The sequence below is a fragment of the Arthrobacter sp. UYEF21 genome (assembly GCF_040546085.1).
Taxonomy (GTDB): Bacteria; Actinomycetota; Actinomycetes; order Actinomycetales; family Micrococcaceae; genus Arthrobacter.
The window spans coordinates 46,720-73,310 of sequence record NZ_JBEPNF010000004.1 but is presented as its reverse complement, the minus strand read 5'-3'; the positions used below and the strand labels follow the sequence as shown (position 1 = coordinate 73,310).

General features: G+C 66.3%; 26 protein-coding genes, 1 tRNA gene and 5 pseudogenes. 17 read left to right on the top strand and 15 right to left on the bottom strand.

What is annotated here, in order from left to right; all coding sequences use genetic code 11:
• The first annotated feature begins 103 nt into the window (after positions 1-103).
• Positions 104-352: a hypothetical protein gene (locus ABIB27_RS06360; RefSeq protein WP_354253694.1), complete on the top strand. Its 249-nt coding sequence runs from the start codon at positions 104-106 to the stop codon at positions 350-352.
• Between the two features lie 227 nt (positions 353-579).
• On the opposite strand, the gene ABIB27_RS06355 is transcribed toward ABIB27_RS06360, so the two are convergent.
• From ABIB27_RS06355 to ABIB27_RS06340, 4 genes are all read right to left on the bottom strand, one after another.
• The gene (locus ABIB27_RS06355; protein WP_354217315.1) at positions 580-1,101 is read right to left on the bottom strand and encodes an FAD-dependent oxidoreductase; all 522 of its coding nucleotides are present in this window, start codon (positions 1,099-1,101) and stop codon (positions 580-582) included.
• Between the two features lie 265 nt (positions 1,102-1,366).
• Positions 1,367-2,518 carry a GGDEF domain-containing protein gene (locus tag ABIB27_RS06350; RefSeq protein ID WP_354217314.1) on the bottom strand — a complete coding sequence of 384 codons (1,152 nt, stop codon included), beginning with the start codon at positions 2,516-2,518 and terminating at the stop codon, positions 1,367-1,369.
• A 169-nt stretch (positions 2,519-2,687) separates the two neighbouring features.
• Positions 2,688-3,341: a response regulator gene (locus ABIB27_RS06345; protein ID WP_354217313.1), complete on the bottom strand. Its 654-nt coding sequence runs from the start codon at positions 3,339-3,341 to the stop codon at positions 2,688-2,690.
• The gene (locus ABIB27_RS06340) at positions 3,341-4,642 is read right to left on the bottom strand and encodes a sensor histidine kinase (RefSeq protein ID WP_354253693.1); all 1,302 of its coding nucleotides are present in this window, start codon (positions 4,640-4,642) and stop codon (positions 3,341-3,343) included. The genes ABIB27_RS06345 and ABIB27_RS06340 overlap by 1 nt, the downstream gene beginning before the upstream one ends.
• A gap of 165 nt (positions 4,643-4,807) precedes the next feature.
• On the opposite strand from ABIB27_RS06340, the gene ABIB27_RS06335 reads away from it, so the two are divergent.
• Genes ABIB27_RS06335 through ABIB27_RS06325 form a run of 3 tightly spaced genes read left to right on the top strand, consistent with a single transcriptional unit; the run spans position 4,808 to position 7,519 of the window.
• Positions 4,808-5,977 (top strand): ABC transporter permease, encoded by a 1,170-nt coding sequence (locus ABIB27_RS06335; RefSeq protein WP_354253692.1) that lies wholly within the window; start codon positions 4,808-4,810, stop codon positions 5,975-5,977.
• A gap of 30 nt (positions 5,978-6,007) precedes the next feature.
• Entirely contained in the window at positions 6,008-6,781 is a 774-nt protein-coding gene (locus ABIB27_RS06330; RefSeq protein WP_354253691.1) for an ABC transporter ATP-binding protein, read from the top strand.
• Between the two features lie 9 nt (positions 6,782-6,790).
• Positions 6,791-7,519, top strand: coding sequence for an alpha/beta fold hydrolase (locus ABIB27_RS06325; RefSeq protein WP_354253690.1), 729 nt, complete (start codon positions 6,791-6,793; stop codon positions 7,517-7,519).
• Between the two features lie 13 nt (positions 7,520-7,532).
• Here the strand turns inward: ABIB27_RS06325 and ABIB27_RS06320 are convergent, their stop codons facing one another.
• Positions 7,533-7,736 carry a hypothetical protein gene (locus tag ABIB27_RS06320; protein WP_354253689.1) on the bottom strand — a complete coding sequence of 68 codons (204 nt, stop codon included), beginning with the start codon at positions 7,734-7,736 and terminating at the stop codon, positions 7,533-7,535.
• Positions 7,737-7,981: 245 nt separating this feature from the next.
• On the opposite strand from ABIB27_RS06320, the gene ABIB27_RS06315 reads away from it, so the two are divergent.
• Positions 7,982-8,203 carry a hypothetical protein gene (locus tag ABIB27_RS06315; RefSeq protein ID WP_354217307.1) on the top strand — a complete coding sequence of 74 codons (222 nt, stop codon included), beginning with the start codon at positions 7,982-7,984 and terminating at the stop codon, positions 8,201-8,203.
• Between the two features lie 281 nt (positions 8,204-8,484).
• On the opposite strand, the pseudogene ABIB27_RS06310 reads toward ABIB27_RS06315, so the two are convergent.
• The 4 genes and pseudogenes from ABIB27_RS06310 to ABIB27_RS06295 form a co-directional block, all read right to left on the bottom strand.
• A pseudogene (locus ABIB27_RS06310) lies at positions 8,485-8,816 on the bottom strand (biotin carboxylase N-terminal domain-containing protein); the annotation flags it as partial.
• The gene (locus ABIB27_RS06305) at positions 8,816-10,471 is read right to left on the bottom strand and encodes a 5-oxoprolinase subunit B/C family protein (protein WP_354217306.1); all 1,656 of its coding nucleotides are present in this window, start codon (positions 10,469-10,471) and stop codon (positions 8,816-8,818) included. The gene ABIB27_RS06305 and the pseudogene ABIB27_RS06310, both read right to left, overlap by 1 nt.
• A gap of 51 nt (positions 10,472-10,522) precedes the next feature.
• Positions 10,523-11,860 (bottom strand): MFS transporter, encoded by a 1,338-nt coding sequence (locus ABIB27_RS06300; protein WP_354217305.1) that lies wholly within the window; start codon positions 11,858-11,860, stop codon positions 10,523-10,525.
• Between the two features lie 107 nt (positions 11,861-11,967).
• Positions 11,968-12,508: pseudogene (locus ABIB27_RS06295) on the bottom strand (LamB/YcsF family protein).
• A gap of 105 nt (positions 12,509-12,613) precedes the next feature.
• Here ABIB27_RS06295 and ABIB27_RS06290 point away from each other — a divergent pair.
• Positions 12,614-13,303, top strand: a complete 690-nt coding sequence (locus ABIB27_RS06290) for a GntR family transcriptional regulator (protein ID WP_354217304.1) — start codon at positions 12,614-12,616, stop codon at positions 13,301-13,303.
• A gap of 107 nt (positions 13,304-13,410) precedes the next feature.
• Here the strand turns inward: ABIB27_RS06290 and ABIB27_RS06285 are convergent, their stop codons facing one another.
• Positions 13,411-13,992, bottom strand: coding sequence for an HD domain-containing protein (locus ABIB27_RS06285; RefSeq protein WP_354253688.1), 582 nt, complete (start codon positions 13,990-13,992; stop codon positions 13,411-13,413).
• 173 nt (positions 13,993-14,165) lie between these two features.
• On the opposite strand from ABIB27_RS06285, the gene ABIB27_RS06280 reads away from it, so the two are divergent.
• A complete protein-coding gene (locus ABIB27_RS06280; protein ID WP_354217302.1) occupies positions 14,166-14,501 on the top strand; it encodes a hypothetical protein in 336 nt (111 codons plus the stop codon).
• 60 nt (positions 14,502-14,561) lie between these two features.
• On the opposite strand, the gene ABIB27_RS06275 is transcribed toward ABIB27_RS06280, so the two are convergent.
• Positions 14,562-15,365 (bottom strand): LysR family substrate-binding domain-containing protein, encoded by an 804-nt coding sequence (locus ABIB27_RS06275; RefSeq protein ID WP_502909128.1) that lies wholly within the window; start codon positions 15,363-15,365, stop codon positions 14,562-14,564.
• Between ABIB27_RS06275 and ABIB27_RS06270 the strand changes: the two genes are divergently transcribed.
• Complete coding sequence (locus ABIB27_RS06270; protein WP_354217300.1) at positions 15,364-15,768, top strand: DUF5997 family protein; 405 nt, start codon at positions 15,364-15,366, stop codon at positions 15,766-15,768. The two genes, ABIB27_RS06275 and ABIB27_RS06270, sit on opposite strands and share 2 nt — an antisense overlap.
• A 36-nt stretch (positions 15,769-15,804) precedes the next feature.
• On the opposite strand, the gene ABIB27_RS06265 is transcribed toward ABIB27_RS06270, so the two are convergent.
• Positions 15,805-16,185: a VOC family protein gene (locus ABIB27_RS06265; protein WP_354253686.1), complete on the bottom strand. Its 381-nt coding sequence runs from the start codon at positions 16,183-16,185 to the stop codon at positions 15,805-15,807.
• A 158-nt stretch (positions 16,186-16,343) separates the two neighbouring features.
• Here ABIB27_RS06265 and ABIB27_RS06260 point away from each other — a divergent pair, with 158 nt between their 5' ends.
• Positions 16,344-16,934: a hypothetical protein gene (locus tag ABIB27_RS06260; RefSeq protein WP_354217298.1), complete on the top strand. Its 591-nt coding sequence runs from the start codon at positions 16,344-16,346 to the stop codon at positions 16,932-16,934.
• A gap of 69 nt (positions 16,935-17,003) precedes the next feature.
• A pseudogene (locus ABIB27_RS06255) lies at positions 17,004-17,333 on the top strand (DUF6919 domain-containing protein); the annotation flags it as partial.
• 56 nt (positions 17,334-17,389) lie between these two features.
• Here ABIB27_RS06255 and ABIB27_RS06250 read toward each other — a convergent pair.
• Both ABIB27_RS06250 and ABIB27_RS06245 read right to left on the bottom strand, forming a co-directional pair.
• Positions 17,390-17,872: a pyridoxamine 5'-phosphate oxidase family protein gene (locus ABIB27_RS06250; RefSeq protein WP_354217297.1), complete on the bottom strand. Its 483-nt coding sequence runs from the start codon at positions 17,870-17,872 to the stop codon at positions 17,390-17,392.
• A 45-nt stretch (positions 17,873-17,917) separates the two neighbouring features.
• A pseudogene (locus ABIB27_RS06245) lies at positions 17,918-18,181 on the bottom strand (universal stress protein); the annotation flags it as partial.
• A gap of 5 nt (positions 18,182-18,186) precedes the next feature.
• On the opposite strand from ABIB27_RS06245, the pseudogene ABIB27_RS06240 reads away from it, so the two are divergent.
• A pseudogene (locus tag ABIB27_RS06240) lies at positions 18,187-18,508 on the top strand (aldehyde dehydrogenase family protein); the annotation flags it as partial.
• A gap of 184 nt (positions 18,509-18,692) precedes the next feature.
• On the opposite strand, the gene ABIB27_RS06235 reads toward ABIB27_RS06240, so the two are convergent.
• Positions 18,693-18,775: transfer RNA gene (locus tag ABIB27_RS06235), tRNA-Leu, on the bottom strand.
• A gap of 331 nt (positions 18,776-19,106) precedes the next feature.
• Between ABIB27_RS06235 and ABIB27_RS06230 the strand changes: the two genes are divergently transcribed.
• Genes ABIB27_RS06230 through ABIB27_RS06205 form a run of 6 tightly spaced genes read left to right on the top strand, consistent with a single transcriptional unit; the run spans position 19,107 to position 26,580 of the window.
• Positions 19,107-19,850, top strand: a complete 744-nt coding sequence (locus ABIB27_RS06230; RefSeq protein ID WP_354217296.1) for an FHA domain-containing protein — start codon at positions 19,107-19,109, stop codon at positions 19,848-19,850.
• Between the two features lie 5 nt (positions 19,851-19,855).
• Entirely contained in the window at positions 19,856-20,338 is a 483-nt protein-coding gene (locus tag ABIB27_RS06225; RefSeq protein WP_354217330.1) for an FHA domain-containing protein FhaB/FipA, read from the top strand.
• 56 nt (positions 20,339-20,394) lie between these two features.
• The gene (locus ABIB27_RS06220) at positions 20,395-22,017 is read left to right on the top strand and encodes a PP2C family protein-serine/threonine phosphatase (protein ID WP_354217329.1); all 1,623 of its coding nucleotides are present in this window, start codon (positions 20,395-20,397) and stop codon (positions 22,015-22,017) included.
• The gene (locus ABIB27_RS06215) at positions 22,014-23,402 is read left to right on the top strand and encodes an FtsW/RodA/SpoVE family cell cycle protein (RefSeq protein WP_354217295.1); all 1,389 of its coding nucleotides are present in this window, start codon (positions 22,014-22,016) and stop codon (positions 23,400-23,402) included. Before ABIB27_RS06220 ends, ABIB27_RS06215 begins: the two co-directional genes overlap by 4 nt.
• Positions 23,399-24,856, top strand: a complete 1,458-nt coding sequence (locus ABIB27_RS06210; RefSeq protein ID WP_354217294.1) for a penicillin-binding transpeptidase domain-containing protein — start codon at positions 23,399-23,401, stop codon at positions 24,854-24,856. The genes ABIB27_RS06215 and ABIB27_RS06210 overlap by 4 nt, the downstream gene beginning before the upstream one ends.
• Complete coding sequence (locus ABIB27_RS06205; protein ID WP_354217293.1) at positions 24,853-26,580, top strand: protein kinase domain-containing protein; 1,728 nt, start codon at positions 24,853-24,855, stop codon at positions 26,578-26,580. The genes ABIB27_RS06210 and ABIB27_RS06205 overlap by 4 nt, the downstream gene beginning before the upstream one ends.
• Positions 26,581-26,591 lie beyond the last annotated feature (11 nt).

The window sequence follows — 26,591 nt, the reverse complement described above, 5'->3', positions numbered from 1 at the left end:
AGGCCATGGTACGTTCAGCGTGATCACGATGTCCTAACGCGGTCCCTCTCCAATCCGGCTCCTGACGCAACTTCAGAAAGCAGAGGCAACGATGCCAACAATAATGATCTTCCACGAGGTCGACGACGTTGAGCACTGGCTCAGCTCACCAAAACGGGAAGAAATCTTCGGGCCTCTGGGCATCACGGTTCGAACGTTCATCGACCCGGCGAACACCCACCGTGTAGGCCTAATCGTCCAAGTCCCCGACATGGATACGTTCCAGCGAATAATGGAGTCTGAAGCTGTAGCCGATGCGATGAAATTCGACGGCGTCCGCCCGGAAACAATTCTGACGCTCGTCGAGCCCTAGACACCACCGGGCCGTTGACCCTGACACCGAATCCTCCCACTGGTTCAGCCGCCTGACCGCTTCGGTGACTCGACGACACCCGATCCGGACGCGGCCAACGCGCCTTGCAATGTCCTTCGGCTGACCTGAGTCAACGCTGTTGGAGGGGGAGATCGTCCGTCTCAGCTCCACCTCCGGGATGCGGACTTTCACGCTGCGGCCCGCAGCCGCACGCCACGGAGTGGCTGCTAGAGTTCATCGACGACGGCAGCTGATGCAAGCCCGAAATGGGAAAGGAACACGCCCGATGAACTAACCCGCAACGCGTTCAGGCGGGCAACGACGTCGGACTGCAGACCCGCGCAGACGATCAGCCGGTCAAAGACGTGCTCGGACACCGCCGTCCGGACACTCACCTTTGCCCCGTCCACAGCTCTTGCTGGCACCTCCTGACCCAGCAGGATGGTGCAGCTGGCAGTCCGCACGTCCTGCGCCATCGCTTCGGTAATCGCCGCAAAATCTACGACGGCGGTATGCGGTGAATGCGCGGCCGCAACCCCTGCCGCGTGGGGCTCGATTTCCCGCAGGCGCGCAACGTCATCGATCCGGTCCAAGTCAGGGGCGCCGTTCGCCCGGGCCCGCTTTTCGATGTCGGCCAACGCAGGCAACTCCGAGTCATCCACAGCCACCACCAGCTTGCCGATTTCGCGGTAGGGCAGATTTTTTCTCCTGGCAGTATTCCCTTGGGTGCTGCGCGGCCGGAAACACACAGCTGGGCCTTCAGTGATCCCGCCGTGCAGTAGAGACTTGCGTGCACAACACCCGAATTGTGGCCGGTCTGGTATGCAGCAAGCCGATGCTCCTTCTCAAAGACTGTGACGTTCCGAGTCCGCGCTGCAGGAGCGACCGTGCCAGTGCCATCCCCACAATGCCCCCGCCGACGATTCCAATGCGTTCCACGGTAATGTACCCTTATCGCCGCGGTCTTACCCGGGTGCAGAAGCGCAGAGCCTCCGGGCCATGCTTATTGCCTGACTAGCCGCGGCGGTCGCTGTGGACGGTACGGTTCCGGCCCTGTGACTTGGCCGCGTAGAGAGCCTCGTCAGCGGCGGCGATCAGATCTTCCACATCGGACGTCCCCGCGTCGTAAAGCGCCACACCGTAACTGACCGTAGGCATGTGGAGTCCGTCTGCGGTGGGGGCCTGAGCGAGGCGCCGGCTGATCTCCTGCGCTATATGTTCGGCCCGCGCGGAGGAGGAGCCCGGAATCAGCAGAACGAACTCTTCCCCGCCGTACCGCCCCACGAGGTCAGTGCTGCGTACGGTCTCCTTGCACGCTTCGGCGAAGGCCTGCAGAGCGACGTCGCCGGCGGCATGGCCGTGGGTGTCGTTGACCACCTTGAAATGGTCCAGGTCCGCAAGGATCAGGGCGCCTGCTCCCTGCGTGACGGCGCGGTCTTTCAGCAGGCCGGCGGCTAGGTCAAAGAACGCTTTGCGGTTGAGCAGCCCGGTGAGGTCGTCGCGGGTGGCCACCATGCGCAGGGCGCGGGTCTGCTGTTCGGTGCTGAGCCCGGCCATACTGAAGGACACCACCACCAACAGGACCATGGTGACCATGGTGGTCACCTCTGACCCGAAGTACGTCACAAAAATGGGTCCGTCCTGGCCATCCAGCAGGAAGAACACGAGCCTGCCGAAATAGAACGCGGATATCGCCGCGGCCGCCGCGGCCATCGGCACCCGTACCCGCGAATAGCCTGGTTCCAGCCGCCAGAGTTCCTGCGATGCGAGTCCCAGCGTCAGGCACATCCCGGCGAGGAAAACCGGGCCGCCGGACCACGTGTTAGTGGCGGGGTTATCGAGTGCGGACGCCACGAGTGTTACCAGGGGCACCGCGGTGAATAGCCACCGCCGCGGCGGGATTTCCCGGAGGGATCTGGCGCCTGCCCAGACCGCCACACCGCCGTGGACCAGCAGGACGTTGCCCACCGGGTTAGCCCACCACTGCTGGCGTGTTCCGTCGAGGAGGAAGGCTGCGGATCCGGCCAGGAAGAACACCAGCGCGAGGCACCACCAGCCGCTGTACGGTGAGCGGGTGGTGCGGTAGGACGAAAAGTAGAACAGCAGCCCGAGCACCAGGGCCATGACGCCGAAGGCGACCCGCAGCGTCGCTGTATCCAAAACCATTTCCGACGTTCCCCCGTCCGCAGGCTGATGCAACCCCCAGTATCGCACCGCCGTCGGACAATTTACTGCCCGGCACAAAAACATCCCTACCCCCGGAGTTTTTGTCCACATAATCCGCTTTTAGGGCTATCCAGGGGCCGGTATCTGCCCAAAAACTCGGGGGCGGGGGTTAGGAACCCGGCGTGCGGATGATCCGTCGCTGGGCGGCGAGGGCGATCGCGGACGTCCGATTATCGACGCCGAGCTTGCCGTAAATATGCACCAGGTGGGTCTTGACCGTGGCCTCGGAAATGAAGAGCTGCCTTGCAATGGCGCGGTTGGTCAGGCCGGTGGCCAGCAGTTCCAGCAGTTCCACCTCGCGGGGAGTCAGTGCAGTTTCCGGGCTGCTGATCCGCCGCATCAGCAGCGCCGCCACCTTGGGGGCCAGCGCCGTCTGGCCGGCCGCCGCGGACAGCACGGCCTGGCGGATCTGCTCGGGCGGCGCGTCCTTTAGCATGTAGCCGCTGGCGCCGGCCTCCACCGCGGCCAGGATGTCCGCCTCGGTGTCATACGTGGTGAGGATCAGGACCGGCGGCGCGGCATCCAGTTTCCGGATGGCCGCCGTCGCAGTGACGCCGTCCATTCCCGCGCCCATCTGCAGGTCCATCAGCACCACATCCACGCGCTCCCCCAGGGCCCGAAGCCGGGTGAGCTCGCGCAGCGCGGCGTCCCCGTCGGCAGCCTCGGCGGCCACACTGAAGTCTTCGAATTCGGTGAGCATGGCGCGCAGTCCGGCACGGACCACGGGGTGGTCGTCCACGAGCAAAATTTGCAGCGTCCCCATCAGCGCCGCTCCCCGGCCGGACCGGTAAGCGGCAGCCGGACCGCGACGACGGTCCCCTCCCCCGGTGCCGATTCGACCTCCAGTGAACCGTTCAGTTCCGCCACCCGGGCAGCCAGCGAGCGCAGACCGAAGCCGCTGCCGTCCGCGCGAGCAGCCACGCCGGGCCCCGAGGCTTCGGGCGCAAAGCCCGTGCCGTCGTCGTACACGTCCAAAGTGACCTCGTCCCCGAGGAACGCGAGGGTGACGACGGCGGTGCGAGCCTTCGCGTGGAGCCGCACGTTGGCGAGGCTGGCCTGGGCGGCACGGAGCAGCGTGACGCTGTACTGCGGCGGGAGTTCCGCCGGATGGCCCACCAGCTCGAACCGGCAGCGGAGTCCCTCGCCGCGTGCGGCGGCCAGGGTTTCGGTTTCGCCGCAGAGCCGCTGCAGGCTTTCGGGCAGCGAGGATTCCTGAAGCCGGGGTGCTGTGAGCCCCCGGACGAAGCTGCGGGCCTCGGACAGGTTTTCCGAGGCCGTCTGCTGGACCAGTGCGAACCGTTCGGCCGCGGCGGCAAGATCGCCGCTGGCCAGGGACTTCTCGGCCGCGCGGGCCACGAGGACGATGCTCGAGAGGCCCTGCGCCAGGGTGTCATGGATTTCGCGGGCGAGGCGTTCACGCTCGGCCACCACGCCGGCTTCGTGCTGGGTCCGGGCCAGCTCGGCCCGGGTCCGCCGGAGCTCGTCCGCGGCCAGCCGCTGGGCCTCCCCCTCAAGGTAGAGGGCGCGGTAAGCCAGCCCGGTGACCACCGCGAACCCGGCACCCAGGGCCGGCCCCAGGACCATGGGCAAGGTGGGCGCAGACAGTCCGCTGGCCACCCACTGCGAGGCCACCACAGCCGTCGTCATTACGGCGATGGTAACTAGGGCAAAGCGGCGGGGCAACACGTGCAGGTGCAGGAAAAACAGCGGAAAGGCGACCCAGGAGAACTCGGCGCTGCCGGCGAGCAGGATGCCCCACAGTGCGGTGACCAGCCCGAGCCACAGGACTGCGTAAGGGTGCGGATTGAAAGATGAGCGGCCGGCGTCGTACCGCTTCTCCAGCAAGGTGCCGGCGAGGTACACCACGGCCAGGGCGACGGCGAGCGCGGACCAGGCGAAGCGCAGCGCACCCGCCGGGGTTCCGCCGTCAGGAGCGCCCGCCGCGAAGTGGAGCCGCAGAATGGCGACCAGCAGCAGGCCGGCGAAGCCGGTATGCAGCGTCACCCGCAGGAACCGCAGGATGGCAGCCCCGGACGGGGTGGTCTGTGGGTCCGCGGCTGGCATTTCACCAGCTTAGGCGCCGGGGCGCGCGTACGGATCAATCAAACGGTTGACCGGCCGCTCAACCGTTTGCCCCGCGGAACTCAACCACGTGCCCGATGTAGGCAGCGGCGGCACGCAGGAGAGTGGATTCAGAAGGAATTCCACCCCCACTGAAGGAAGTACAACGTGTTTCTCGCTATACGTGACATCCGGTTCGCTAAAGGCCGGTTCGCCCTGATGGGCGGTGTGGTGGCCCTGGTGACGCTGCTGCTGGTCCTGCTGTCCGGGCTGACCGCCGGCCTGGGCGACCAGTCCACCTCCGCGATCGGGAAGCTCGGCGCCGGGCAAGTGGGCGCCGGGTCCGGGAGCGGGTCCGGCGACGGCTTCAGGCCGGTGGACCGCGTCGTTTTTGGTGCACCCGGGACGAACCAGCCGACGGCGTCCTTCACCGAAAGTGAGGTGACCGCGGCCCAAGTGGACAGCTGGCAGCACGTCCCGGGGGTGGCCACGGCCGAGCCTTTGGGCATCAGCCAGTCGCGCCTCTTGGCGGGCGACGGCGGCACCACCAACGTGGCGGTGTTCGGCGTTGCCGAGGCAGGGCAGCTGGCACCCGCACCGGTCCGGGCGGGGACAGTGGTGATCGGCTCGACTGTCGCCACGGACCTGGCGCTCGACGTCGGCGCTACCGCCACGGTGGGTGGCACCGACCTGACCGTTGCCGCCGTCGTGGCCGACCAGTGGTATTCGCACACCGGCGTGGTGTGGACGGCACTGCCGTCCTGGGCTGAGGTGGCGCACCTGTCGCCGGCGGGCGGCAGCTCCCCGGGCAGCGCGCCGGGCAATCCCCCCGTGGCGACAGTAATCGCGGTCACTTATCAGGAGGGTGCGGTGGTGGACGAGGACGCCGCGAACGCGGCGGCGGGCACGGTCAGCGCCAGCCGCACAGGATCGTTCCAGGCGCTGGGTTCCTTCAAAAGTGAGAACGGGTCCCTCATGCTGATGCAGGCCTTCCTGTATGGGATTTCGGCGCTGGTGATCGTGGCGTTCCTGACGGTGTGGACCGTCCAGCGGACGCGGGACATCGCCGTCCTCAAGGCGATGGGCGCGTCCGGAGGCTACGTGCTGCGGGATGCGATGACCCAGGCGGCCATTGTGCTTGTGGCCGGTGCGGGACTGGGAGGGGCGATCGGCGTCCTGGGCGGTTTCGCGGCGGCGCAGGCCGCACCCTTCCTCGTCACGCCCGAAACCACACTGCTTCCCGTGCTGGGGATCGTTGCCCTCGGCCTGGCTGGCGCCGCACTGGCAGTCCGGCGGGTCACCACAGTGGATCCGCTGATCGCCCTCGGCGGCAACTGAACTCCCTCCCTACCCCCGAAAGGCCCCTCTATGTCTATCTCCCCTTTGACCGATACACCCCCCGCCCCTGCCGGCGCTGCTTTCCCGCTGACACTGGATGACGTCACCCTCGAGTACCCGGACGGAGGCGGAACCATCAAAGCCCTGAATAGCGTCAGCGTGTCCGTTTCGGCGGGCCGAATGGTCTCGCTGGTGGGGCCGTCCGGCTCAGGCAAGTCCAGCCTCCTCGCCGTAGCCGCGACTTTGGTCCGCCCGACGTCCGGGCAGGTGGTGATCGACGGGATCCCGACGGCGGATCTGAAGGACGCGGAACTAACCGCGCTGCGCCGGGAGAAGGTGGGCATCATCTTCCAGCAGCCCAACCTGTTGGCGTCGCTCACCGCCGTCGAGCAGTTGATGCTTGCCCACCACCTGCGCGGCATGCCGCTGAAAGCCGCACGCGCCAGGGCCCTCGAGCTGTTGGGCCTCGTGGGGCTGGGCCCCTCCGCGGACAGGCGGCCACACCAGCTGTCGGGCGGGCAGCGGCAGCGGGTGAACATCGCCCGCGCGCTGATGGGTGATCCCCGGGTGCTGCTGGTGGATGAGCCGACGGCGGCGCTGGACCATGAGCGCAGCGCCTCGATCGTGGGGCTGCTGCGGCGGGTCACCGACGAATTTCAGGTGGCCACCGTGATGGTCACGCACGACACCGAGTTTGTCCCGCTGACGGACGCGGTGGCGGTAATGCGCGACGGCGGCCTGACCGCCCCGGCGTTGCCGGGCACCATTTCCGGTGCCTTACTTGGGGCAGGTGCCACGGGGTAGGGTTCCGTCATGGACATCATCCTGGTACCCGGTTTCTGGCTGGACGCGTCATCGTGGGAGCAGGTCACGCCTGCGCTGGAGGCGGCGGGGCACACCATCCATCCCGTCACCCTGCCGGGTCTTGAATCCGTGGACGCGCCCCGGGCGGGCATCACGCTGCAGGAGCACATTGCCGCCGTCGTCAACGTTCTGGACGGCCTGGACGGGAAGGTTGTCCTGGTGGGGCACTCCGGCGGTGGCGCGATCATTCATGGCGTGGCGGATGAGCGGCCGGACCGCATTGCCCGGAATATTTACGTGGACAGCGGGCCCCTGGGCGAGGGTGACGTGATCAACAATGAACTGCCGGCCGACGGCGACGACGTGCCCCTGCCTCCGTGGGAGGGCTTCGAGGACGCCGACCTCGTGGACCTGACCGACGAGCTGCGCGCATCGTTCCGGGCCCGCGCCATCCCCGAACCCAAGGGTGTGGCTTACGGTAAACAGCGCCTGCACGACGTCCGCCGCTACGACGTCCCCGCCACCGTGATCGCGTGCGAATTCCCGTCGTCGCTTCTCAGGGAATGGATCGACGCCGGCCACCCCTTCACCGCGGAACTGGCCCGTATCGGCGACGTCGATTACGTGGACTTGCCCACCGGGCACTGGCCCCAGTTCACCAAACCGCATGAGTTGGGCCAGGCGATTCTGGCGGCGGTAGGCGGGCGTGTTGAGCCGGGGGATTGGGGGGCGCGTTAGCGTCGGACATTTTCTAACCTACTTGCCGCACATGCTCTTCGAGCAGCGTGGAGATCCCCGCACCGACGGAGGCATCGTCGCGGGCGTCCAGGACAAGACCCGCGCGCCCGCTGCGCGACGCAGCCACGGCAACGGCACCCTCCGCACGAAGTCGCTCCACCACTGCGCCGCCAATCACCCCGGTTCCTCCGACTACGAGCGCAACGCGTCCTGTCAACTGCAAATCCCTGCAGTCACCCTGACATGAAAATTGAATGACGTCGTGATGTTGACTGAAGTGGCGGGTCGGGGCATCGGCCCTTGGCGCAAGAATGACCAAAGAATTGCTAAAAAGGGCCCCACCAGCGCGTAGGCCTGGGATAGCGTAGCCAATGGGGTCCGGGAGTTCCCGGCGTCCCCGGATCCGGTGGCAACGTAGCCTTCGGGTTGTGTCTGATGTTTCGTTCGAGCAAAGGATGATCAATGGCTGTTTCAATCGAGCTGGGCAAAAAACTCGACAAGGACTACGAGAACAAGAGCCTTGCCGAAGTCCTGGATGCCCCGCCTTCCGCCCTGGCCGGACTCACGGCCAAGCATGACGAGATCCTTGCCGGCATGGGCATTAAAACCGTCCGCGACCTCGGCAGCAACAAGCACTTTGCCATCGCCGGCGTTCTGGTGGCACTCGCAAAGCACGTGGACTAGAGCCACACCACAGAACGAAGGAGGGTCCGGCCGGTTGGCGTCATCCGGCCGGACCCTCATGCCGGAGCCGCGCCAGGCCGGACTGCTAGCCGATCAATGCCAGCACTGCCCCGGCGCTCACCATCCCGCCTGCTTCCGCCCGGATACCCGTCACGGTTCCTCGGAAGACCCACGGCGAGGCGGCGGCCGTCAACCTCCACCGTGATGGTGCGCAGCTCCGGTCCGGACCGGATGTACCGAACTCCGAATCCGCCAGGATGCTGGCGGTCCGGTCAAGGTAGCCCCCCGCCGCCGAAGGCTGCCTTAAGGGCGATCGGCAGGCCATGTTCGTCCGGAAGGCGCGGGCCTCCGTGGCGGATTCCACAGTCCCGTCACTCCCGGCCACGAGTGGCGCCCCGGCGCGGACGGCGATTTCGCGGCCGGTGATCTTGTTGCCCAGCTGCCGGATGGCTTCGGGGGTGGGCCCGATCCAGTCGAGCCCGGATTCGAGCGCTGCCTGGGCGAAGTCGGCGTTCTCGGAGAGGAAGCCCTAGCCGGGGTGGATGGCGTCCGCGCCGGCGCGGGCAATCCGGACGGCGATTTCACCGCGGTTGGCGATCAGGACCTTGCGCATCAGTTACTCACTTTTTCTTGGGAAGTCTGCTCGTGGGCAGTCTGTTCAGGAACTCGGCGGAAGCGGATGCTGCCGCCGATCGGCACCTGGCCGGCAAGGTCCAGCTGGTGGTCCACCACAACCCCGATTACCGGGTAGCCGCCCGTGATTGGGTGGTCGGCGAGGAACAGGACCGGGAGGCCTTCGGGCGGGACCTGGATGGCGCCGGCCACCGTGCCCTCGCTGGGCAGTTCGCCGGGCCGGCTGCGTTGCAGGGGCGTGCCGTCCAGCCGCATGCCCACCCGGTTCGATTGGGGCTTCACCACCCAGTCCTGCCCGCACAGGGACTCCAAACCAGCCTCGTCGAACCAGTCAGCCCGCGGGCCCGGGACGATGTCCAGCACCGTGACACCCTCGCCGGGGAAGTCCGGCTGGAGTTCTGGGGTGCCCACCACGCCGGACTCGGTGACGTCGCCGGCGGCGATGAGTTGACCGGCGGCCAACGGCGCAGGGCCGATGCCGGACATCGTGTCCGTTGACCGGCTGCCCAGCACCGGCGCGGCATCCACCCCGCCGCGGATGGCAACGTAGCTGCGGAAGCCTGACGCCGGCGCACCCAGGGTCAGGATCTCGCCGTCGAGCAGGGCAAACGGGGTAGCCACGGGGACGGTGCGCGGGCGTGCCTGCGCTTCGGAGTCAGCACCGGATTCAGCGTCCGACGGCGGGTCAACAGTCAGTGCCGACGTCGCCCCGGCGACGGCCAGGACCTGGTCCCCAACGGCCTGGATCCTGAGTCCGCCGGCAACGGTTTCGATAGCTGCCGCCGAGGGGCCGTTGCCCACCAGCCGGTTGGCCCGGCGCAGCGAAGCCCGGTCCAACGCACCGGCGGCGGAGACGCCCAGCGACGAGTGGCCGTAGCGGCCGAGGTCCTGGATGAGGCTCTGCAGTCCGGGTGAAACGATCCGGAGGCCCGAGGCGACCTCCTGCGGGGAGGCAGGCACCGTTGCGGAAGCCCCGGGCTCTTCCGCCATGGTCACCACATCGCGGACGGCGCGGAACTGCACGCGGTGGCCCGGGCTGGCCAGGGCAGGTTCGGCCCGGTTGAGGTCCCACATGCGGGCCCCAGTGCGGCCGATCAGCTGCCAGCCGCCGGGCGATTTGCGCGGATACACCGCCGAATAATTGCCGGCCAGCGCCACCGACCCGGCCGGCACGGCGGTGCGCGGCGAGCTCCGGCGCGGCACCTCCAGGAGCTGGTTCTGCCCCAGCATGTAGCCGAATCCCGGCGCGAACCCGCTGAATGCCACCGTCCAGACCTGTCCGGTGTGGGTCTCGATGACGCGGTCGGTTCCGAGGCCGGTGAACCGCCCCACTTCGGCGAGGTCCTCGCCGTCGTACACGGTATCGATGAACACCAGGCCGCCCTCGTGTGCAGCCGCGGCGGTCAGGTCGAGGTCCGGCAGGAGCGCACCGATCCGGCGGGCAGCCGCGGGCGAGTCCGCGCGGACCATGACGGTCTGCGCGGCCGCCAGCACGTCCACCTGACCGGGGAGTGGCGATTCCAGAAGCCGGGCCTGCAGGGCCAGCACGTCCTGGGTTCCGGCGAGCTCCGCGAGCACCGTCCGCGTTCCCACAGGTAGCACCGAGAGGACCCTGTGCACGGTCTGGGTTTCCATGGCTGCCTCAATCACTGGTTTGGTCTGGTCGCCTGATGGCCGGAAGGAACGTCAGGCTGTGGCGGGGGTGTCGTGCAGGAGGCGGTCTTCCTCAGCCGTCTGCGGGTTCCGGCCCAGGGCCAGTCCTACGACGGTGACCGCAGAGGCCACCAGGAGGTAAACCGCGATGAGGACCCAGTCACCGGAGGCCGCATAGAGGGCGGTGAAAATCAGCGGTGCCACGGCACCGCCGATCACGCCGGCCAGGGTGTAGGCAAGCGAGCTGCCCGCGTAGCGCAGCCGGGCCGGGAACTGCTCGGTGATGTAGGCGGCCTGGGGACCGTACATGAAGGCGTGGAAGGCCAGGCCGATCACGACACCGATGGTCAGCATCAGCACAGACTTGCCCTCGACCATAAGGAAGAACAGCGGGATGTAAAGTGCGGTGCCTACAGCTGCGATGCCGTAAACGAGGCGGCGGTTGAACCGGTCCGTGACGGCACCGGCCAGGGGGATCAGGAACAGCTGGAAGGCCGAACCGATGAGGATGGCCGTGAGGACGTTGCCCGTGGTCATGCCCAGTTCCTTCGTGGCGTAGACCGCCACGAATACGGTGAACAGGGCGTAGAGGACGTCCGGGCAGACGCGGGCCAGGGCAGCGGCAATGAGGGCCCGCGGTTCCTTGGTGAAAACATCCTTGATGGGAGCCTTGGGCTGTTCGCCGTGGGCCTTGATGGCCTTGAACACCGGTGTTTCTTCCAGCTTCAGGCGGATGATGAGGCCGAAGACCACCAGCAGCGCCGAGGCCAGGAAGGCAACACGCCAGCCCCAGGAGAGGAAGGCGTCGGTGCTGAGAGTTGCTGCGAGCACGGCCAGGACGCCGTTGGCCATCAGGTTGCCGGCGGGCGGGCCGATCTGTGCTGCGGAGGACCAGAAACCGCGCTTGTGCGCGTCGCCGAATTCGCTGGACAGCAGGACCGCGCCGCCCCATTCGCCGCCGACGCCGATGCCTTGAGCCAGGCGCAAGAGCACCAGGAGCGTGGGGGCTGCGACGCCGATGACCGAGTAATCCGGCAGTGCACCGATGAGCACGGTGGCCACCCCGATCAGCACCAGGGTGACCACCAGGACCTGCTTGCGGCCGATCTTGTCGCCCAGGCGGCCGAAGATCACACCGCCGATGGGGCGCGCCAAGTAACCCACAGCAAAGGCGGAGAAGGAGAGCAGAAGGCCCACGAACTCGTCATTGCCCGGAAAGAAGATCTTGGGGAAGACCAGGGCCGACGCCACGGAGTAGATAGCGAAGTCGTAGTACTCCAGCGAGGTGCCGGTGAGGCTGGCAATGTAGGCCTTCAGTGCGCCGGGTGGGATTTTTCGGCCGGTGCGGGCGGCGGTGTGGTGTGTAGTCATGGTGTTCCTTCAGGTGTGCGGTGGTGCTGCCTGCATGCTGATTGGGGTGTGTGCCGCGAGCTGGAGCCGGTGACTCCGGGGCGCCGTGACCGGGTGTGGTGACGCGGTTAGGCGAACGCCCTGATGGCGATGCCGGCGTCGGAAAGCGCAGCCTTCACTCCGACAGCCATGGGAACGGCCCTGGGGAAATCGCCATGGACGCAGATGCTGTCTGCATCGATTTTCAGGATGGAGCCGTCCACGGTGCGGACGGCGGAGTCGGTGGCCATCCGCAGGACGTAGCACGTCCGAACCGGGCAGGCCGAGGATGGGCAGGTCCGGATCGACCGACTTGACGGCGTAGACGACGGCGCGTGCCTGGGCAGTGTGCGAGACGATCGCGTTGTACAGGCCGCCGTGCGGCTTCACGTAGCGGACCACAAAGCGGCGGCCGAATCCGGCGAGATCGCGGTACCCCACGTGGGCGCCGATGGTCACCCCGGCAGCCACGGCTTCGCGGCAGGTGCGCCTGATGACCGTGGGATCACCTGCATGGACCCCGCAGGCCACATTGGCGCTGGACACGGACCGGAAAATCGCTGTGTCGTCGCCCAAAGTCCAGTGACCGAAGGACTCGCCTACGTCGCTGTCCAGGTCCATGTACACCATTGTGATCCTCGTCTCATGCGTTTGCTCTTACTAGAATGCACCAATGTAACAATTGTTCAACAATCCTTCGATTCGGCGATGTGACGATCGTGTAAATTCTGGAGTATGGCCACTTCTGAAGCACCACGGAAAGAGACGTCCCGCGCAGCAGCGAGGCTCCGCGTCGCCATGCCATCGGTGGCCGACCGGGTGGCTGACGAGCTCCGTCTACAGCTGGCAGAAGGCATCCTGCTCCCCGGCGCGCGGCTGACCGAGTCAACGCTCGCCGAGGATTTGGGCGTCTCCCGCAACACGGTGCGTGAGGCCTTTGCCGAGCTCGCCAGTGAACGGCTGGTGGTCCGGCATCCCAACCGCGGCGTCTTTGTGGCCAGCCTGGAACCGGGCGATGTCCACGACGTCTACACGGTCCGGCGGTCGGTGGAGGTCAGCGCCATCCGCGGCGGGGGCAGCCCCGAGGCTGTAGCCGCCGTCCGGGCGGCGGTGGAGGAAGGGAAGCGGGCGGCCGCGGCGAATGACGACGAGGGGCTGGGTACTGCAAACCAGCACTTTCACGGCGCCATCGTGGCCCTGGCGGGGAGCCGCCGGCTGAACACCATCATGTCCCAGGTGCTGGCCGAGATGCGGCTGTTCTTCCACAAGGCCACCCTGGACGGGCACTTCTACAGCCGGTACCTCGAGGACAACGAGGAGATCTGTGTTGCCTTGGAGGCCAACGAGCTGGACCGGGCCGCCGAACTGCTGCTCGCCTACCTGGACCGCTCTGAGGAAAAGCAGACGGAAGTCCACGAAGAGTAGGGCGGGCCGGCAGGCATGGGTGCGGACGAACTCGAGGTGCCCGGGTGGGCAGACAGCGCCCTTGCCATAGACCTTGCCTCGGCGGTAAACAAGTGGCCGTGGACGCGCTACCTGCACAGCCGCAGCGCCTGTTCCCGGTCCAACCCAAACCAGTCCATGACGGTGTCGATGCCATGCGGGCTGAGCCGCCACGTTTTGTCAGCATCTTTCACAATTGCATCTTCGAGGGAGAGCGCTTCCCTGCGGGAGTCGTGACCGTCAATGATGTCCAGACTCGCCGGGACCTTCGTGGGGTCGTAGCCGGCCTCCGCCAGGATTCCGGCGGCAAGACGGGGCCCTTCCTTCTCATGCAGCAGCACCAGGTCCGGCCGGCCACCGCCGGGTGCGATCGCCTGCAGGACTTCCGACGCCCGCACTTGGGACCAGCCGATGTCGTGGAGCATGATGGCCGGAAGCACGACGGCGGCGTCCGCTTCCGGGTGCGTGTCCAGCAAAGCGACGGCAATACCGAAAGCGTAGAGCGTATGGGCGTCGTTATCCCTGACCTTCAACAGCGACGCTGCAAGCTCCCAGATCGCGGCCATACCGGGGTCCAGGGCAATAACACCGTCCGGCTCCGCTTCGATCGCAGCGGCAACTGTCGCCACATCGAGACCCGAGTGATTCGCTGCCGACTGTATTTTTGTCATCACCCAGCGTCACCCCAGCCAGGTCCGCTGGCAACAGCCTCCTTCTGTCCAGCTGAAGCCGGCTCGTGGGGTTCGTCTCCTTACCGATGTGGCGGGCTTTCGAAAGACGCGGAAGGTGCCGTGGGGCAGCCCGCTGACTGCTGCCGTTCAGCCGCGCTTGTTAGGGTGGCTGCATGAAAGTCCGCCTTGCCGCCCTGTTCGCTGCCGCCCTCATGATCGTCCTGACGGGCTGCGGCCAAGTTCAGGAAGTCGCCGAAAACGCTGCGAACGACGCCGCCTCGAAAGTGGCCACTGCAGCCGCCGACGAGGTGCGGAACCAGGTCTGCACCATGGTGGAGGACGGGCTGGTCAGCGTCCAGGACAAGGCACTGCTGGGCGGACTGGTATCCGCGGCTGACGCCGCGGGTGTTCCTGCTGAAATCACGACGCCGCTGGGGCAGATCGCCGAAGCCGGCGACCAGGTGCCGGCTGGCTCGGTCACGGCGCTCAAGGATGCCTGCACGGCCTAGGTTCCGGAGAACTACGCGTAGGTGCGGGGAGCTGGCGGCTGACCGCCAGTGGCCGGAGACCTAGCGCTTGCCCTTTTTGCGTGCGCCCTTGCCGCGGCCTTTGTCCGGGTTGGGCGCGTAGCGCTGCGCCACCTTGGGCTTCTTGACGGCCGGTCCGCGCCGGTCAGGCTTCGGTTCCTTTTTGGGTTTCTCCTGCTGCGCGGAGGGCTGCCGCGAGCTCTGTGCCGTGCGGCCGCGGACGATCCCGATGAACTCCTCGATGATCTCGTCCGTGGAATCGCTCGGCCAGGCCAGCGCAATCTCCGTGACGGGAGCCCCCGTGAGCCGCCGCGCCACAGTGTCCTTGACGTTGAAGTGCCGGGCCACCGACATTGGCAGGATCACCAGGCCTGCGCCGGAAGCAACCACCTGCATGGCCATCTCCGGTCCGCCCAGTTCCGCGACGTCCAGGAACGTCTCCTCGCCCAGGTCGGCCAGGGCCACTTCCTCGAACACGGAAATCTCGTGCCCCTTGGGCGCCACCACCACGGGCTGCTCTTCATACAGCGGAATCACGTTGAGGCCTTCGCGCTCCACCGGAAGCCGGACGAAGCTGAGGTCCGCCGAACCGTTCCGCAGCACATCCAGTTGGGCGCCGTCGTCGGACATAAACGACTGCAGCGGGATATCCAGCACCCGCTCTTCCCAGCGGCGGACCCACTTCCCCGGCGTCACGCCTGCCACATAGGCGAAGCGCAGCACGCGCGGCGCCTCCTGCTCCGCCGATTCAGCGAGGCTGTCGTTGGAGGGCACGGCGTTCTGGGGGGAATCATTGTCAGCGGGCACGTCTTCACAGTACCGCCAGCCCGGATACCCTTGAAGCATGACCTCTGCAAACTCCCAGTCCCTGAAGCCGGCCACCGTTGCCAAGAAACTCGGCATCTACCTGCCGGCAACACCGCAGGAGTTCCAGGATTCAACCATCTCGCGCGCCGATTTCGCCGAACTCCAGGCCAACCCGCCGGAGTGGCTCGCGGAGCTCCGCCGCAACGGGCCGCACCCCCGCCCGGTAGTTGCCCAGAAGCTTAACGTTTCCATCAGCGGCCTCGCCCGTGGCGGCGTTGAGGAAGCGCTGACGACGGCGGAAATCACCGCGCTGCTGCAGGCTCCCCCGGCCTGGCTGGTCACCGAACGCTCCACCCACGCCGCCGTCCGCGCAGAAGCCCAGCGCGTCAAGGACGACGCTGCGAAGAAAGACGCCAAGCAGGCGCGCGCCAAGGCTGAGTAGCAGGCTCGGGCCCGTTCGTTCCGGCGTGGAGCCAGTTCAGTCCTGGTGCAGCTGCACGAAGTTGCCGCAGCCATCCTCGAACACGGCGCTGATCCCGGACGGATCCTCAGACGGTTCGCCCTTGAACTTCACTCCGGCAGCCACCAGCCGCTCATACTCGGCCTGAACATCCGGAACGCCGAAAACGATGGCCGGCATCCCGGCGTCGTGCACCGCGTTCATGTAGCCCGCGCCGATCGGGTTGTCACTGGGCTCCAGCATCAGCCCCACCGAACCCGCATCGGCGCCCGGATCCTTGATGATGAACAGGTTGTGTTCGGGCATCGCCATCAGCGTCTCAAACCCGAGGGTCTCGGTGTAGAACGTGTGGGCCGCAGCCGGATCCTGGACGTGAAGGCTGCACATTTTCAGTCTCATAGTCCCAAGCTACCCGGCCTGTCGCAGGCCTGAGAACCTCCGGCGCCGAATCGCCACCATGGAGCCCGCCTGCGCCATTGACCCCGGCGGCCGCAGGGGATGCAATAGAAGGAGCAGTCCGGAATTCTGGGCCGGGCCTGATGCGGGGAGGTGCCGCGGTGCCGGCATTTGCAGAATCTGTCCCGGTGGGAGCGTTGCAGCTGCTCTTCTGGGCTGCGGTGCTGGTGTGCGCGGTGGTTGTCACCGTCCTGGCCGTCCGCCACCATTCGACGCAGGACCCTGGCATCAGGGCCCCGGACCCGGTGTTCTGGGACGTTTTTATGGGCTCCGTCGTGGCGCTTCCGGCCATTCTGATTCCCGCCCTGGCGTCGCCGTGGGCCAGTGCGGCCATCACCGTCCTGGGCGTTGGTGCGGGGGTGGCTGCCTACCGGGAAAGCCCGCGGATCCTGGCCTGGCAATCGCGTCGCCGCCAGCGGCGGCAAGACCGGCCTGTTCACTGCGCAGCGGAGGCCGAGCATGACACGCTGCTGGCCCGGTGGGGCCGCTACGAGCTGGATCCTGCCTGCTGCATCGACTATCCGGCCATGACGGATGTCCGGTTTCCCGAGACATCGGCCCTGATCAAAGCCATGCGGGAGGCCGAGCGGCTGCGGTCTGCGCGGCACCAGGGCTACGCTCCCGCCGTCGTACGCTTGGGCCTTGCCTTGAGCGCGGCTGAGCTGGCTGCGGGCGTCCCCGCCCGAGGTTAACCGCTGTGTAGCCGTGGCCGGAGTTCGGCGGCGGGAAGCCGCAGCATCCGAGGATGGAACCCACAGAAGCGGACATCCGTGACCGGCAGCGCCGAGGTGGCCGCTGGGCTGCTGAAACTCTCCACCCGCACCGAGCTGGTGACCGTTGCGCACGCCCCCGGCGAGTCCAGCAGCGCCGCCATCCCGGTAACGCCCGACGGCGGCGAAGTAGTCACCGTCCTCGGCTCCAGCGAGAACCCGGTGGACGAGGAACAGATCCAGGACTGGGCGGACGAAACCAACGAGTCGCTGGCGTTGCTGCTTGCGGATTCCTGGTACGTGGAAATCGTGGACCCGGTCTGGGGCCGGAATGACGTGCTGCTGATGGCCGTCTACGCAGCATTGACCGCCCGGGCCTAGATACACGGGCGGGCCGAGCGCTTGCGCGGCCGGCACGACCCCTGTAACTCGAAGCCCTACAGCTCTACCGTGCCGCTGTCGCCGACACGCATGCGGCTGTGGGTCACCTTGGACTTCACCCACTGCAGGACCGTGGCCGCGGTCCCGCCGGGGCTGGTCCAGTATTCGGCGGAGTCCGAGTCAACCCGAAGCAGGCATACTTCAGGAGTGTCCGGTCCGTCCGGATACCAGGCTTCAACGGTCTGGTTCCACATTTCGTGGATCTTGGCGCGGTCGGTAACCACCTCGGCAGTACCGGCCACTGACACCCACTCGGTGCGCTTGCCGAAGGAGACATTCACCCGCGGATCGGCCTGGACGTGAGCCACCTGCGAGGTGCCGCGGCCCGTGAAGAACCACAGATCACCGTCCTCCTCCACGTCCTGGACGGCGAGGGGGCGGCTGACCAGGGCGCCTTCTTCGTTGATGGTGGTGAACATCCCGATGTGGGAATCGTTGATGATGTCCGTAACTTTGCTGATGTTCTCAGTGTCCGTCATGCTCTCACCTCGTTTTGCTCCAATGGGGAAGTTCCCCCGGCCAGCCTATTGGTAAGCATGCTTCATATCTACCCGGCAGCAGCAAAATAAGTGAAGCGCCCCGCAGAAGGGGGAGTTGCCGGCCTTGACGGCGAGCACGGGCCGGTCGGCCTGCGTCAGGATCCTTTGGGCGTGGCTGCCGAGGATGTACTTGCCCACCTGCGAACGGTGGCGCAGCCCGATGACAATCAGGGACGCGTCCACCTGGCGTGCCACGTCCAGGAACTCGTCGGCCAGATCATTCATTTAAGGCGGCTGCATCACGGTTGCCTCGGCGTTGCCAGGGTGAACGTGGCCGCACCACCAACCAGCTGCGGGTGCTCTTCGCGGACGTTGTCCGCCAGGGCGACTTCCGCGGCGTCCGGATCGACCCCGCCCTGCCGGCGCGCACGCCCCTTCCGCGCGCCGACATCCGCCAGCGCCAGATCCCGCTCGGCCCCGTGGCCGTCTTCGGTGCCAGCAACTTTCCCGCTGGCCTGCTCCCTGGCGTCTTTTCCCTGATTTACGGCCACGGCGCCAGTATCGGGCCAGGCCCTCGTGGCCGATCCCGCCATCAAGGCCGTGGGCTTCACCGGCTCTCAGTCCGCCGGCATCGCCAACCGGCCCCAGCGAGATTTCCCCGTCTGATGGTCTTTTCCCCGCGGCGTTACCCGGGGATACGACCACTAGGCGGGGAAAAGCCGTCCCATGGCCAGAAGCAGCCGCCCCCAACCGGGCCCAAGTTAGCCTAGACGCGAAAGAGCCCCGGTCCGAAGACCGGGGCTCTTTGTATTTGACTGCGTGCGCGAGGGGGGATTTGAACCCCCACGCCCTTTCGGACACTGGCACCTGAAGCCAGCGCGTCTGCCGTTCCGCCACTCGCGCGCAACTTCTTTTCCTCGAATCACGGCCGGTTTCCCGGATCCGCAACCTTGTAAAAGCAGCGAGATCTAGCATAACGGACACCAGCGCCAAAACACCAATTGAGCTCCGGAGGGCCGCCAAAACCCTCCAGGGAAACGCCCGGCAGACCCGGGAAACCCGACTTTTCCGGGCGCCCGGCCGTTGGGGATTAAGGTCATTCACGGGCCTGCCCAGTAGTATCTGATGTAGTAGTGCCTGCCCCTGCATGGCGGAACACTGCGTACTTAACTGCGTTGCTGGTTGAGTTCCCGAACGATAACTGCCCCGCAGCCGGGGGGAAAGGAGACAGGCCATGGGATTGCTGGACAAGGTCGAGCGCCGCATCGAAAAGGCCGTCCGCGGTGTCTTCTCCACCGGCTCCCGGGCCCAGGTGGAACCGGTGGAAATCGCCAGCCGCCTCCGCCGCGAACTGGACCACAAGTCCCTCACAGTTTCGGCCGGCCGAACTTTGGCCCCCAACGTGTTCGACGTCCAACTCAGTGGGGACGACTTCACCAGGGCGCAGGAATGGGGCACCCCGCTGGCTGAGGAACTGTGCGACGTCGTCATCAACCACGTCCGCAGCCAGGGCTACACCCTGCAGGGCCCGGTCCGGATCTCGTTCCGCCGCGCCGAAAAACTGCGTGCCGGCGATTTCGAAATTGAATCATCCACCGAGAAGTCCACCGGCGCGCCGGCTGCACCGCCCCCCCGCCCGAACCTGCCTTCGGCGCCCACCCGCCAGCCCGTCCGACTGCAGCCCGTCCTGGACATTGACGGCCAGCGGTACTCCCTCAACGCGCCGTCCATCGTCCTCGGCCGCTCCTCAGAGGCCGACATCCTGGTTGACGACACCGGGGTTTCGCGGCGCCACCTGGAGATCCGCACCGCCAGCGGGGTGACCAGCGCCGTGGATCTGGGCTCCACCAACGGCAGCTACGTCAACGGCCACAAAGTGGCAGGCAGCACCGAACTGACCGACGGCTCCACCATCACGATGGGACGGACAAAGATCATCTTCCGCCTGCTTCGCGCCAGCCCTGGTGGCCGCCCGTGAGCGACATGAGCGAACTGACCATTACCGCCTTGCGGTTTGGCTTCCTGATCCTGCTCTGGGTCCTCGTCTTCAGCATTGTCTCGGCCATGCGCCGTGACCTCATGGTTGGCCGGAAAGCAGCCGCGGGGACTCCAACAGCGCGGCAGGTCCGCAAAAACCCTGATCTGGCCGAAGCTCCGCCGCAGCCGCTCAAACAGCATGCCCACCAGCTTGTGGTCACCGAAGGCCCGCTCAAGGGCACCACGGTCCCGCTTGCCGCCAGCCCCATCCTGCTGGGCCGCGCGCAGGAAGCAACCCTGGTGCTCGAGGACGACTACGCTTCGGGCCGTCACGCCCGGCTGTTCCCGCAAGGGAGCCGCTGGTTCATCGAGGACCTGGGTTCCACGAACGGCACCTATCTGGCCGACCAGCAACTAACCCGGGCCCTGCCCGTTGAACTTGGCGTACCCGTGAGAATCGGCAAGACGGTCATCGAATTGAGGCCATAGCCGTGGCGGCCGAAACCCCCGCAGACGAGACCCAGCCCGTGCAGCGGCCCCTGATCATGCGTTATGCAGCGCGCTCGGATGTGGGCCGTATTCGCGCCAAGAACGACGATTCCGCCTATGTGGGCCTTCACCTGGCAGTCGTGGCGGACGGTATGGGCGGCCACGCTGGCGGCGATGTCGCCTCGGCCGCAACGGTTCTGGACATGCTGCACCTGGACCACGGGGACTACAACGGGGATGCCATCACCGTCCTGGCCGACGAAATCCAGACCGCCAACTCGCTGCTGTCCGAGCTGGTGCACGTCAACCCCAAACTTGCCGGCATGGGCACCACTGTCACATCCCTGCTGCTTGCCGAGGGCAAGCTCCACTTCGCGCACATTGGCGATTCCCGGGCTTACCGTCTGCGGGACGGTGAGTTCGAACAGGTCAGCGTGGACCACACGTTCGTCCAGCGGCTCATCGACGAGGGCCGGCTGCGCCCCGAGGAAGCCGAGACCCACCCCCACAAGAACGTCCTGATGCGCGTCCTCGGCGACGTGGATGCCAGCCCCGAGCTGGACCTGGACACGTTGGACGTCAAACCCGGGGAACGCTGGCTGCTCTGCTCGGACGGACTGAACTACGTGGCCGGTCACGTGGTGGAACGCACCGTCCGTGAAACTAAAGACCTGCGCGAGTGCGCGGAAACCCTGGTTGACCTGACCCTTGAGGCCGGCGCACCGGACAACGTCACCGTGATCATGATGGAAATCGTGGAGGAAACGTCCGACGACGTCAGTACCGCCGCCGTCGACATCATCCCTTCCACAGTGGTCACCGAAGCCGTTGAAGCGGATACCGCTGACGCCGGCGTCCGTGATGAGTCGGCGCCGGCGCCGAAAGAAGACACCCCCAAAACGGCGGCCGCCGAACCGGCCGCGACCGCAGAACAGTCTGCCTCCACGGAACCGTCGCCCGCCACAGAACCTTCCACGTCCACGGACCCGCACCTGGGCGAGCACCTTTCAGCCCAAGTCCTGCGGCAGGAACTGGCGTCGCGTCCCCACGAACTGGTCGGAGCTGCGGCCACTGCGGCGGAAACCGGCTCCATTCCCACCCTTGCCGGGCGAACTGTTGCCCGGCGCGCTGCAACTGTGCTCACACACAAGGCCGAGACCCCCGCGCCAGAACCGGACGAGACCCAGGAACGGCCCAAGCCCCGCCGCTGGGTGACCTGGTCCATCGCCGCGTCCGTGCTGCTGGTCCTGACCGTCGGCCTCTGGCTTGGCTACGCATGGACCCAGACCAGGTACTACATCGGGGAGTTCGATTCGCGTGTTGCCATCTACAATGGCGTCTCACAGCGGCTCGGCCCCCTCCAGCTTTCGACCCTGGAAACGGTGACAGAGATCCGGATGGATTCCTTGCCCCAGTTCTCCCAACAGCGTGTTCGCCAGACGGTCCCTGCGCGAGACCTTTACGATGCACAGCGGATCGTTAAGAATCTCGAAGGCACCGGCACCATTGCCCCCGCTGACGAATGTCTCCCGGCCTCGCCCATCGCGCCGGTACCTTCCTCACCGGCAACCGCCACGCCGACGGCGCCCGCTCCGTCCCCGGACGCTGCCAACCCGGCAGCGGCGCCGGCCGCCACCGCCTCACCCAGCCCCACCGTTACTTGCGAGGGGGGCAAATGAGCCAGCTGAGCACGGTCCCCAAGCCGCGACGTAACGTTGAGCTGCTGCTGCTTCTCCTCGCACTGGCCGTTGGTATCGGCGCCAACATGCTGGTGGGCGTGGACCAGAAGAAGGCGTTCGACTCAGATTTCTGGTTCCAATCCAGCCTCCTGGCCGTGGCAGCCCTGGTCTTCCACGTGGTGCTCCGGTTCCGCGCAAAGTATGCCGATCCGGTAATACTTCCTATTGTGGTGACCCTGAACGGCCTCGGACTGGCCGTGATCCACCGACTTGACGCACCTGGGCAGGACACGGGCAACAACCAGCTGCGGTGGACCCTCATCGCCATGGCTGTGGCCATTTCGGTCATCTGGTTCCTCAAGGACCACAGGATCCTCCGCCGCTTCACATACATCTCGTTGGCCGTTAGTGCGCTCTTGCTGATCCTGCCCCTGCTCCCGGGCATCAGCGCCGGCGAAATCCTGGGGGCCCGGGTATGGATCCAGATCGGCCCCATGACCTTCCAGCCCGGCGAGGTGGCCAAGATTACGCTGGCCATATTCTTCGCCGGGTATCTTTCCTCCAACCGCGACCTCATCCTGCTGGCCGGCCGTAAAGTGGGCCCACTGCAGTTCCCCCGGTTCAAGGACATGGGCCCCATGATCACCGCCTGGCTGGTAAGCATCGGCGTGCTCGTCTTCCAGCGGGACCTCGGATCGTCCGTGCTCTTCTTCGGGCTGTTCATCGTCATGATTTATGTGGCAACCAGCCGCATCAGCTGGGTAGTCATCGGCCTGGTGCTGCTCCTGGGTGGCGGCATCATCGCCGCGCAGGTCTTCTCCCACGTGGAAGTGCGAATCTACGGCTGGCTGAACGCATTCAGCCCGGATGTTTACGAGAACGGCAGCCGGCAAGTCATCGAGGGCCTCTTCGGCATGGCCAACGGCGGACTGGTGGGTACAGGACTCGGCCAGGGCAGGCCGGACCTGGTTCCGTTCGCCAACAGTGACATGATCATCGCCTCCATTGGCGAAGAGCTTGGCCTGATCGGACTCTTCGCAGTGGTGCTGATGTACGTGCTGCTCTTCACCCGCGGATTCCGCGCCGCGCTGGGCACCCGGGACGCTTTCGGCAAACTTCTGGCGTGTGGCCTGTCGTTCGCCATCGCCCTGCAGTGCTTCGTGGTGATCGGCGGCGTAACCAGGCTGATTCCTCTCACGGGCCTGACCACCCCGTTCCTGGCGGCTGGCGGTTCATCGCTGCTGGCCAACTGGATCATCGTGGGCCTTCTCCTGCTGATCTCACACACCGCACGGGGCCCGGTGGACACCACTCCGCTGCCTCCCGGCGGCGCTGCCGAATCCTCCGGCATTGACATTCCCACCAAGGCAGTGAAGCAGGCATGAATCAGGCAATCCGCAACTCCTGGGTAGCAGCCATCGCCCTGTTTGCCCTGATCTTCGGCGCGATCAGCTTCGTCCAGGTAGTGGGCGCCGATGACCTCAAGGCCAACCCGTTGAACCGGCGCGCCATCCTGCAGAATTACTGCAACGACCGCGGCGCCATCATTGTGGGCGGGGACCCCGTGGCCGAATCCGTCGCGGGTTCGGAGCAGTGCGGGTTCCAGCGGACCTATCCGCAGCCCGAGCTCTATGCCGGCCTGACCGGCTTTTTCTCGCAGAACCACGGTGCCACGGGCCTGGAGCAGGCCATGCGTGAGCAGCTCGCGGGCAGCTCGGATCAGCAGTTCCTGGACCGGATCGGCCAGCTCTTTCTGGGCAGCCAGCCTAAGGGGGCGTCGGTGGAACTCACAGTGGATCCCACCCTCCAGAAGTTGGCGTACGACCTGATCCCGGATGGCCAGCGGGGATCCATTGTGGTCACCAATCCCAAGACCGGCGCCATCCTCGCCATGGCCTCCAAGCCGTCCTACGACCCCAATCTCATCGCCATCCAGAACCCCACGGCGGAAACCGCCAGCATCAAAGAGCTTCTCAAAGTTCCGGGGATCAACCTGTACCCGAACGTCAGCGGACCCACCGGAGAGATGCTTGCCCCGGGTTCCGTATTCAAGCTGGTGACCACGGCGGCCGCCCTGAACTCCGGAAAATACAACAAGGACAGCGACCTGCCCAATCCTGCGCAGATGCCGTTCCCGGGAATCGCTTATACGCTGCCCAACTACGCCGGCGGCACCTGCTACACCCGTGACACCGCCAGCTTCGCCTTTGCCCTGCAGCAATCCTGCAATACGCCCTTCGCCAGCATCGCCCTCGACCTCGGCCGGGATGCCATCGCAGCACAGGCGGCAAAGTTCGGTTTCGGCGAGGACATGGGCGGCCAGCTCAAACTCGCGTACGCCAAGGCCAACGGCTTCCCGGACGAACTGGACCAGCCGGGCCTGGCCCAGTCAGTGATCGGCCAGAAGGATGTCAGGGCCACACCCCTGCAGATAGCCCTGATGACTGCCGCGATCGCTAACAACGGCGTCCAGATGAGCCCCAGCCTGGTCAAGACGGTGCGGTCCCCGGACCTGCGCGTGATTGACGAGCCCAAGCCAGAAGTGCTCCGGACGTCCACCACGCCGGAAATTGCCAAGCAGATCACGGAATGGATGACCAGTGCCGTGAGCCAGGGCATAGCCGGCGCCGCGGGTGTCCCCGGCGTCCAGGTTGCCGGTAAGACCGGGACCGCAGAACTGGGCAACGGCCTGAACAACTCCTGGTTCACCGGGTTTGCCCCCGCGAACAACCCGCAGGTGGGTGTCACCATCGTCATGGAGGGCGTGGACATCTACACCGGCGCAAAGCTAACCAGTCCGAACGCGAAGAAGATTTTTGAGGCGGTGTTGAATAAGTGAGGCCAACAACGGGGATCACCCTCGGCGGCAGATTCCAGCTGACCACGCGGATCGCGATCGGCGGGATGGGCGAGGTCTGGAGGGCCAAAGACCTTGTTCTGGGCCGCATCGTCGCCATCAAGGTACTGAAAGAGGAGTACACGGGCGATCCCGGCTTCCTCCAACGGTTCCGCGCCGAGGCACGCCACACGGCCCTGCTGAACCACGTGGGCATCGCCAATGTCTTTGACTACGGCGAGGAAGAAGGTTCGGCGTACCTGGTCATGGAGTTGGTTCCGGGCCAGCCACTGAGCAGCATCATCGAACACGAGCAGGTGCTGTCCCCGGACCGAACGCTGTCCATGATCGCGCAGACCGCGCGTGCCCTTTCGGCGGCCCATTCGCAGGGCCTGGTGCACCGGGACGTCAAGCCGGGCAACCTGCTGATCACCCCGGACGGCCGGGTCAAGGTCACCGACTTCGGCATCGCCCGCCTTGCTGACCAGGTGCCGTTGACGCAGACCGGCCAGGTCATGGGCACCGCCCAGTATCTCGCCCCGGAACAGGCAACGGGCCAGACCGCCACAGGCGCCTCAGACATCTACGCACTGGGCGTGATCGGCTACGAGTGCCTCACGGGACACCGGCCGTTCTCCGGCGAATCCCAGATCGCGATCGCCCTGGCCCAGGTCAACGACGCCCCGCCGCCGCTGCCGGACACCCTGCCCAAACCGGTGCGGGCGCTCCTGATGTCCATGCTAGCCAAGGATCCCAAGAACCGGCCGGCCAACGCGATTAAGCTGTCCGAAGCCGCGGAGGCCATCCGCAACGGCGACATCAGCGCCGCGCATGCAGCCGTTCCGGGCATGCTTTTGTTCGAAGCCGCTACTGGCCCCATCACCGCACCGGTGGACGTTGCCACGGCGCCCACTGGCGTCATCAGCCAGAACGACAGCAATGCGACGACTTCCGCCCTGCCGGTGCTCGGCGCAGCGGCTGCGGGTGGCGCCGCGGATGCAGCCAGTCCGGATGCATCCGACGGCCCGGCTACCACCGCCATGTCCGGCGCGGGGAGCACACTCTCGCGCGCGGACGCCCTTGCCGCCGAACGCAGCTGGGTCCAGGAAGATACGTACGACGACGAACCCGCCGACGAACCCGACCGCCGCGGCCGGAGCCCCTGGACGTGGCCGCTGATCGCCCTGATCGTGCTGGTGCTGTTCGCGTTGGTGGGGTTCTTCCTGACCCAGCAGGGGATTTTCTCCCCCGCCCAGAACACCACCACCAACTCTGTGTCCAGCAGCGCTCCCCCCACGAGTGCCAGCCCCTCGAGGACGTCGCAGTCGGCAACCCCTACTCCCAGCCAGCCAAGTGCCACGCCCACTCCGACGCCGGAAATGGTGAACATCGTGGCCGCTGGCTACCTTGGTAAGGACTACCAGGCCGTCCGGTCGGCATTGGAAACGTTGGGGTTATCCGTGACAGGCCTCCCACAGCAGAGCACTGAAACGCCGGGCGAGGTCCTCGACCTCAACCCCACGGGGACAGTCCCCAAGGGAACATTGGTGACTGTCACTTATGCTGTGGCACCCCCTGCACCCCCTGCACCCCCGGCGCCCACACCGACGCAGACCAGTGCAGCACCTCGCCCAACAACTGCCCCATCAACGCCGGCAGCAGCCTCCACCCTGCCCAACTGCAACCCGGGCCAGGCGCCGGGACTGACTCCCACCTGCGCACCGTAGCCGCCAGGACC

Excerpts from the sequence above, each read along its gene's own strand:
- ABIB27_RS06265 (WP_354253686.1), bottom strand. The coding sequence starts at position 16,185 with ATGAGACTGAAAATGTGCAGCCTTCACGTCCAGGATCCGGCTGCGGCC.
- ABIB27_RS06210 (WP_354217294.1), top strand. The coding sequence starts at position 23,399 with ATGAATCAGGCAATCCGCAACTCCTGGGTAGCAGCCATCGCCCTGTTT.
- ABIB27_RS06345 (WP_354217313.1), bottom strand. The coding sequence starts at position 3,341 with ATGGGGACGCTGCAAATTTTGCTCGTGGACGACCACCCCGTGGTCCGT.
- ABIB27_RS06305 (WP_354217306.1), bottom strand. The coding sequence starts at position 10,471 with ATGGAAACCCAGACCGTGCACAGGGTCCTCTCGGTGCTACCTGTGGGA.
- ABIB27_RS06230 (WP_354217296.1), top strand. The coding sequence starts at position 19,107 with ATGGGATTGCTGGACAAGGTCGAGCGCCGCATCGAAAAGGCCGTCCGC.
- ABIB27_RS06300 (WP_354217305.1), bottom strand. The coding sequence starts at position 11,860 with ATGACTACACACCACACCGCCGCCCGCACCGGCCGAAAAATCCCACCC.
- ABIB27_RS06330 (WP_354253691.1), top strand. The coding sequence starts at position 6,008 with ATGTCTATCTCCCCTTTGACCGATACACCCCCCGCCCCTGCCGGCGCT.
- ABIB27_RS06290 (WP_354217304.1), top strand. The coding sequence starts at position 12,614 with ATGGCCACTTCTGAAGCACCACGGAAAGAGACGTCCCGCGCAGCAGCG.
- ABIB27_RS06225 (WP_354217330.1), top strand. The coding sequence starts at position 19,856 with ATGAGCGAACTGACCATTACCGCCTTGCGGTTTGGCTTCCTGATCCTG.
- ABIB27_RS06325 (WP_354253690.1), top strand. The coding sequence starts at position 6,791 with ATGGACATCATCCTGGTACCCGGTTTCTGGCTGGACGCGTCATCGTGG.
- ABIB27_RS06250 (WP_354217297.1), bottom strand. The coding sequence starts at position 17,872 with ATGACGGACACTGAGAACATCAGCAAAGTTACGGACATCATCAACGAT.
- ABIB27_RS06270 (WP_354217300.1), top strand. The coding sequence starts at position 15,364 with ATGACCTCTGCAAACTCCCAGTCCCTGAAGCCGGCCACCGTTGCCAAG.
- ABIB27_RS06315 (WP_354217307.1), top strand. The coding sequence starts at position 7,982 with ATGGCTGTTTCAATCGAGCTGGGCAAAAAACTCGACAAGGACTACGAG.
- ABIB27_RS06350 (WP_354217314.1), bottom strand. The coding sequence starts at position 2,518 with ATGGTTTTGGATACAGCGACGCTGCGGGTCGCCTTCGGCGTCATGGCC.
- ABIB27_RS06275 (WP_502909128.1), bottom strand. The coding sequence starts at position 15,365 with ATGCTTCAAGGGTATCCGGGCTGGCGGTACTGTGAAGACGTGCCCGCT.
- ABIB27_RS06340 (WP_354253693.1), bottom strand. The coding sequence starts at position 4,642 with ATGCCAGCCGCGGACCCACAGACCACCCCGTCCGGGGCTGCCATCCTG.
- ABIB27_RS06280 (WP_354217302.1), top strand. The coding sequence starts at position 14,166 with ATGAAAGTCCGCCTTGCCGCCCTGTTCGCTGCCGCCCTCATGATCGTC.
- ABIB27_RS06285 (WP_354253688.1), bottom strand. The coding sequence starts at position 13,992 with ATGACAAAAATACAGTCGGCAGCGAATCACTCGGGTCTCGATGTGGCG.
- ABIB27_RS06215 (WP_354217295.1), top strand. The coding sequence starts at position 22,014 with ATGAGCCAGCTGAGCACGGTCCCCAAGCCGCGACGTAACGTTGAGCTG.
- ABIB27_RS06360 (WP_354253694.1), top strand. The coding sequence starts at position 104 with ATGATCTTCCACGAGGTCGACGACGTTGAGCACTGGCTCAGCTCACCA.
- ABIB27_RS06220 (WP_354217329.1), top strand. The coding sequence starts at position 20,395 with ATGCGTTATGCAGCGCGCTCGGATGTGGGCCGTATTCGCGCCAAGAAC.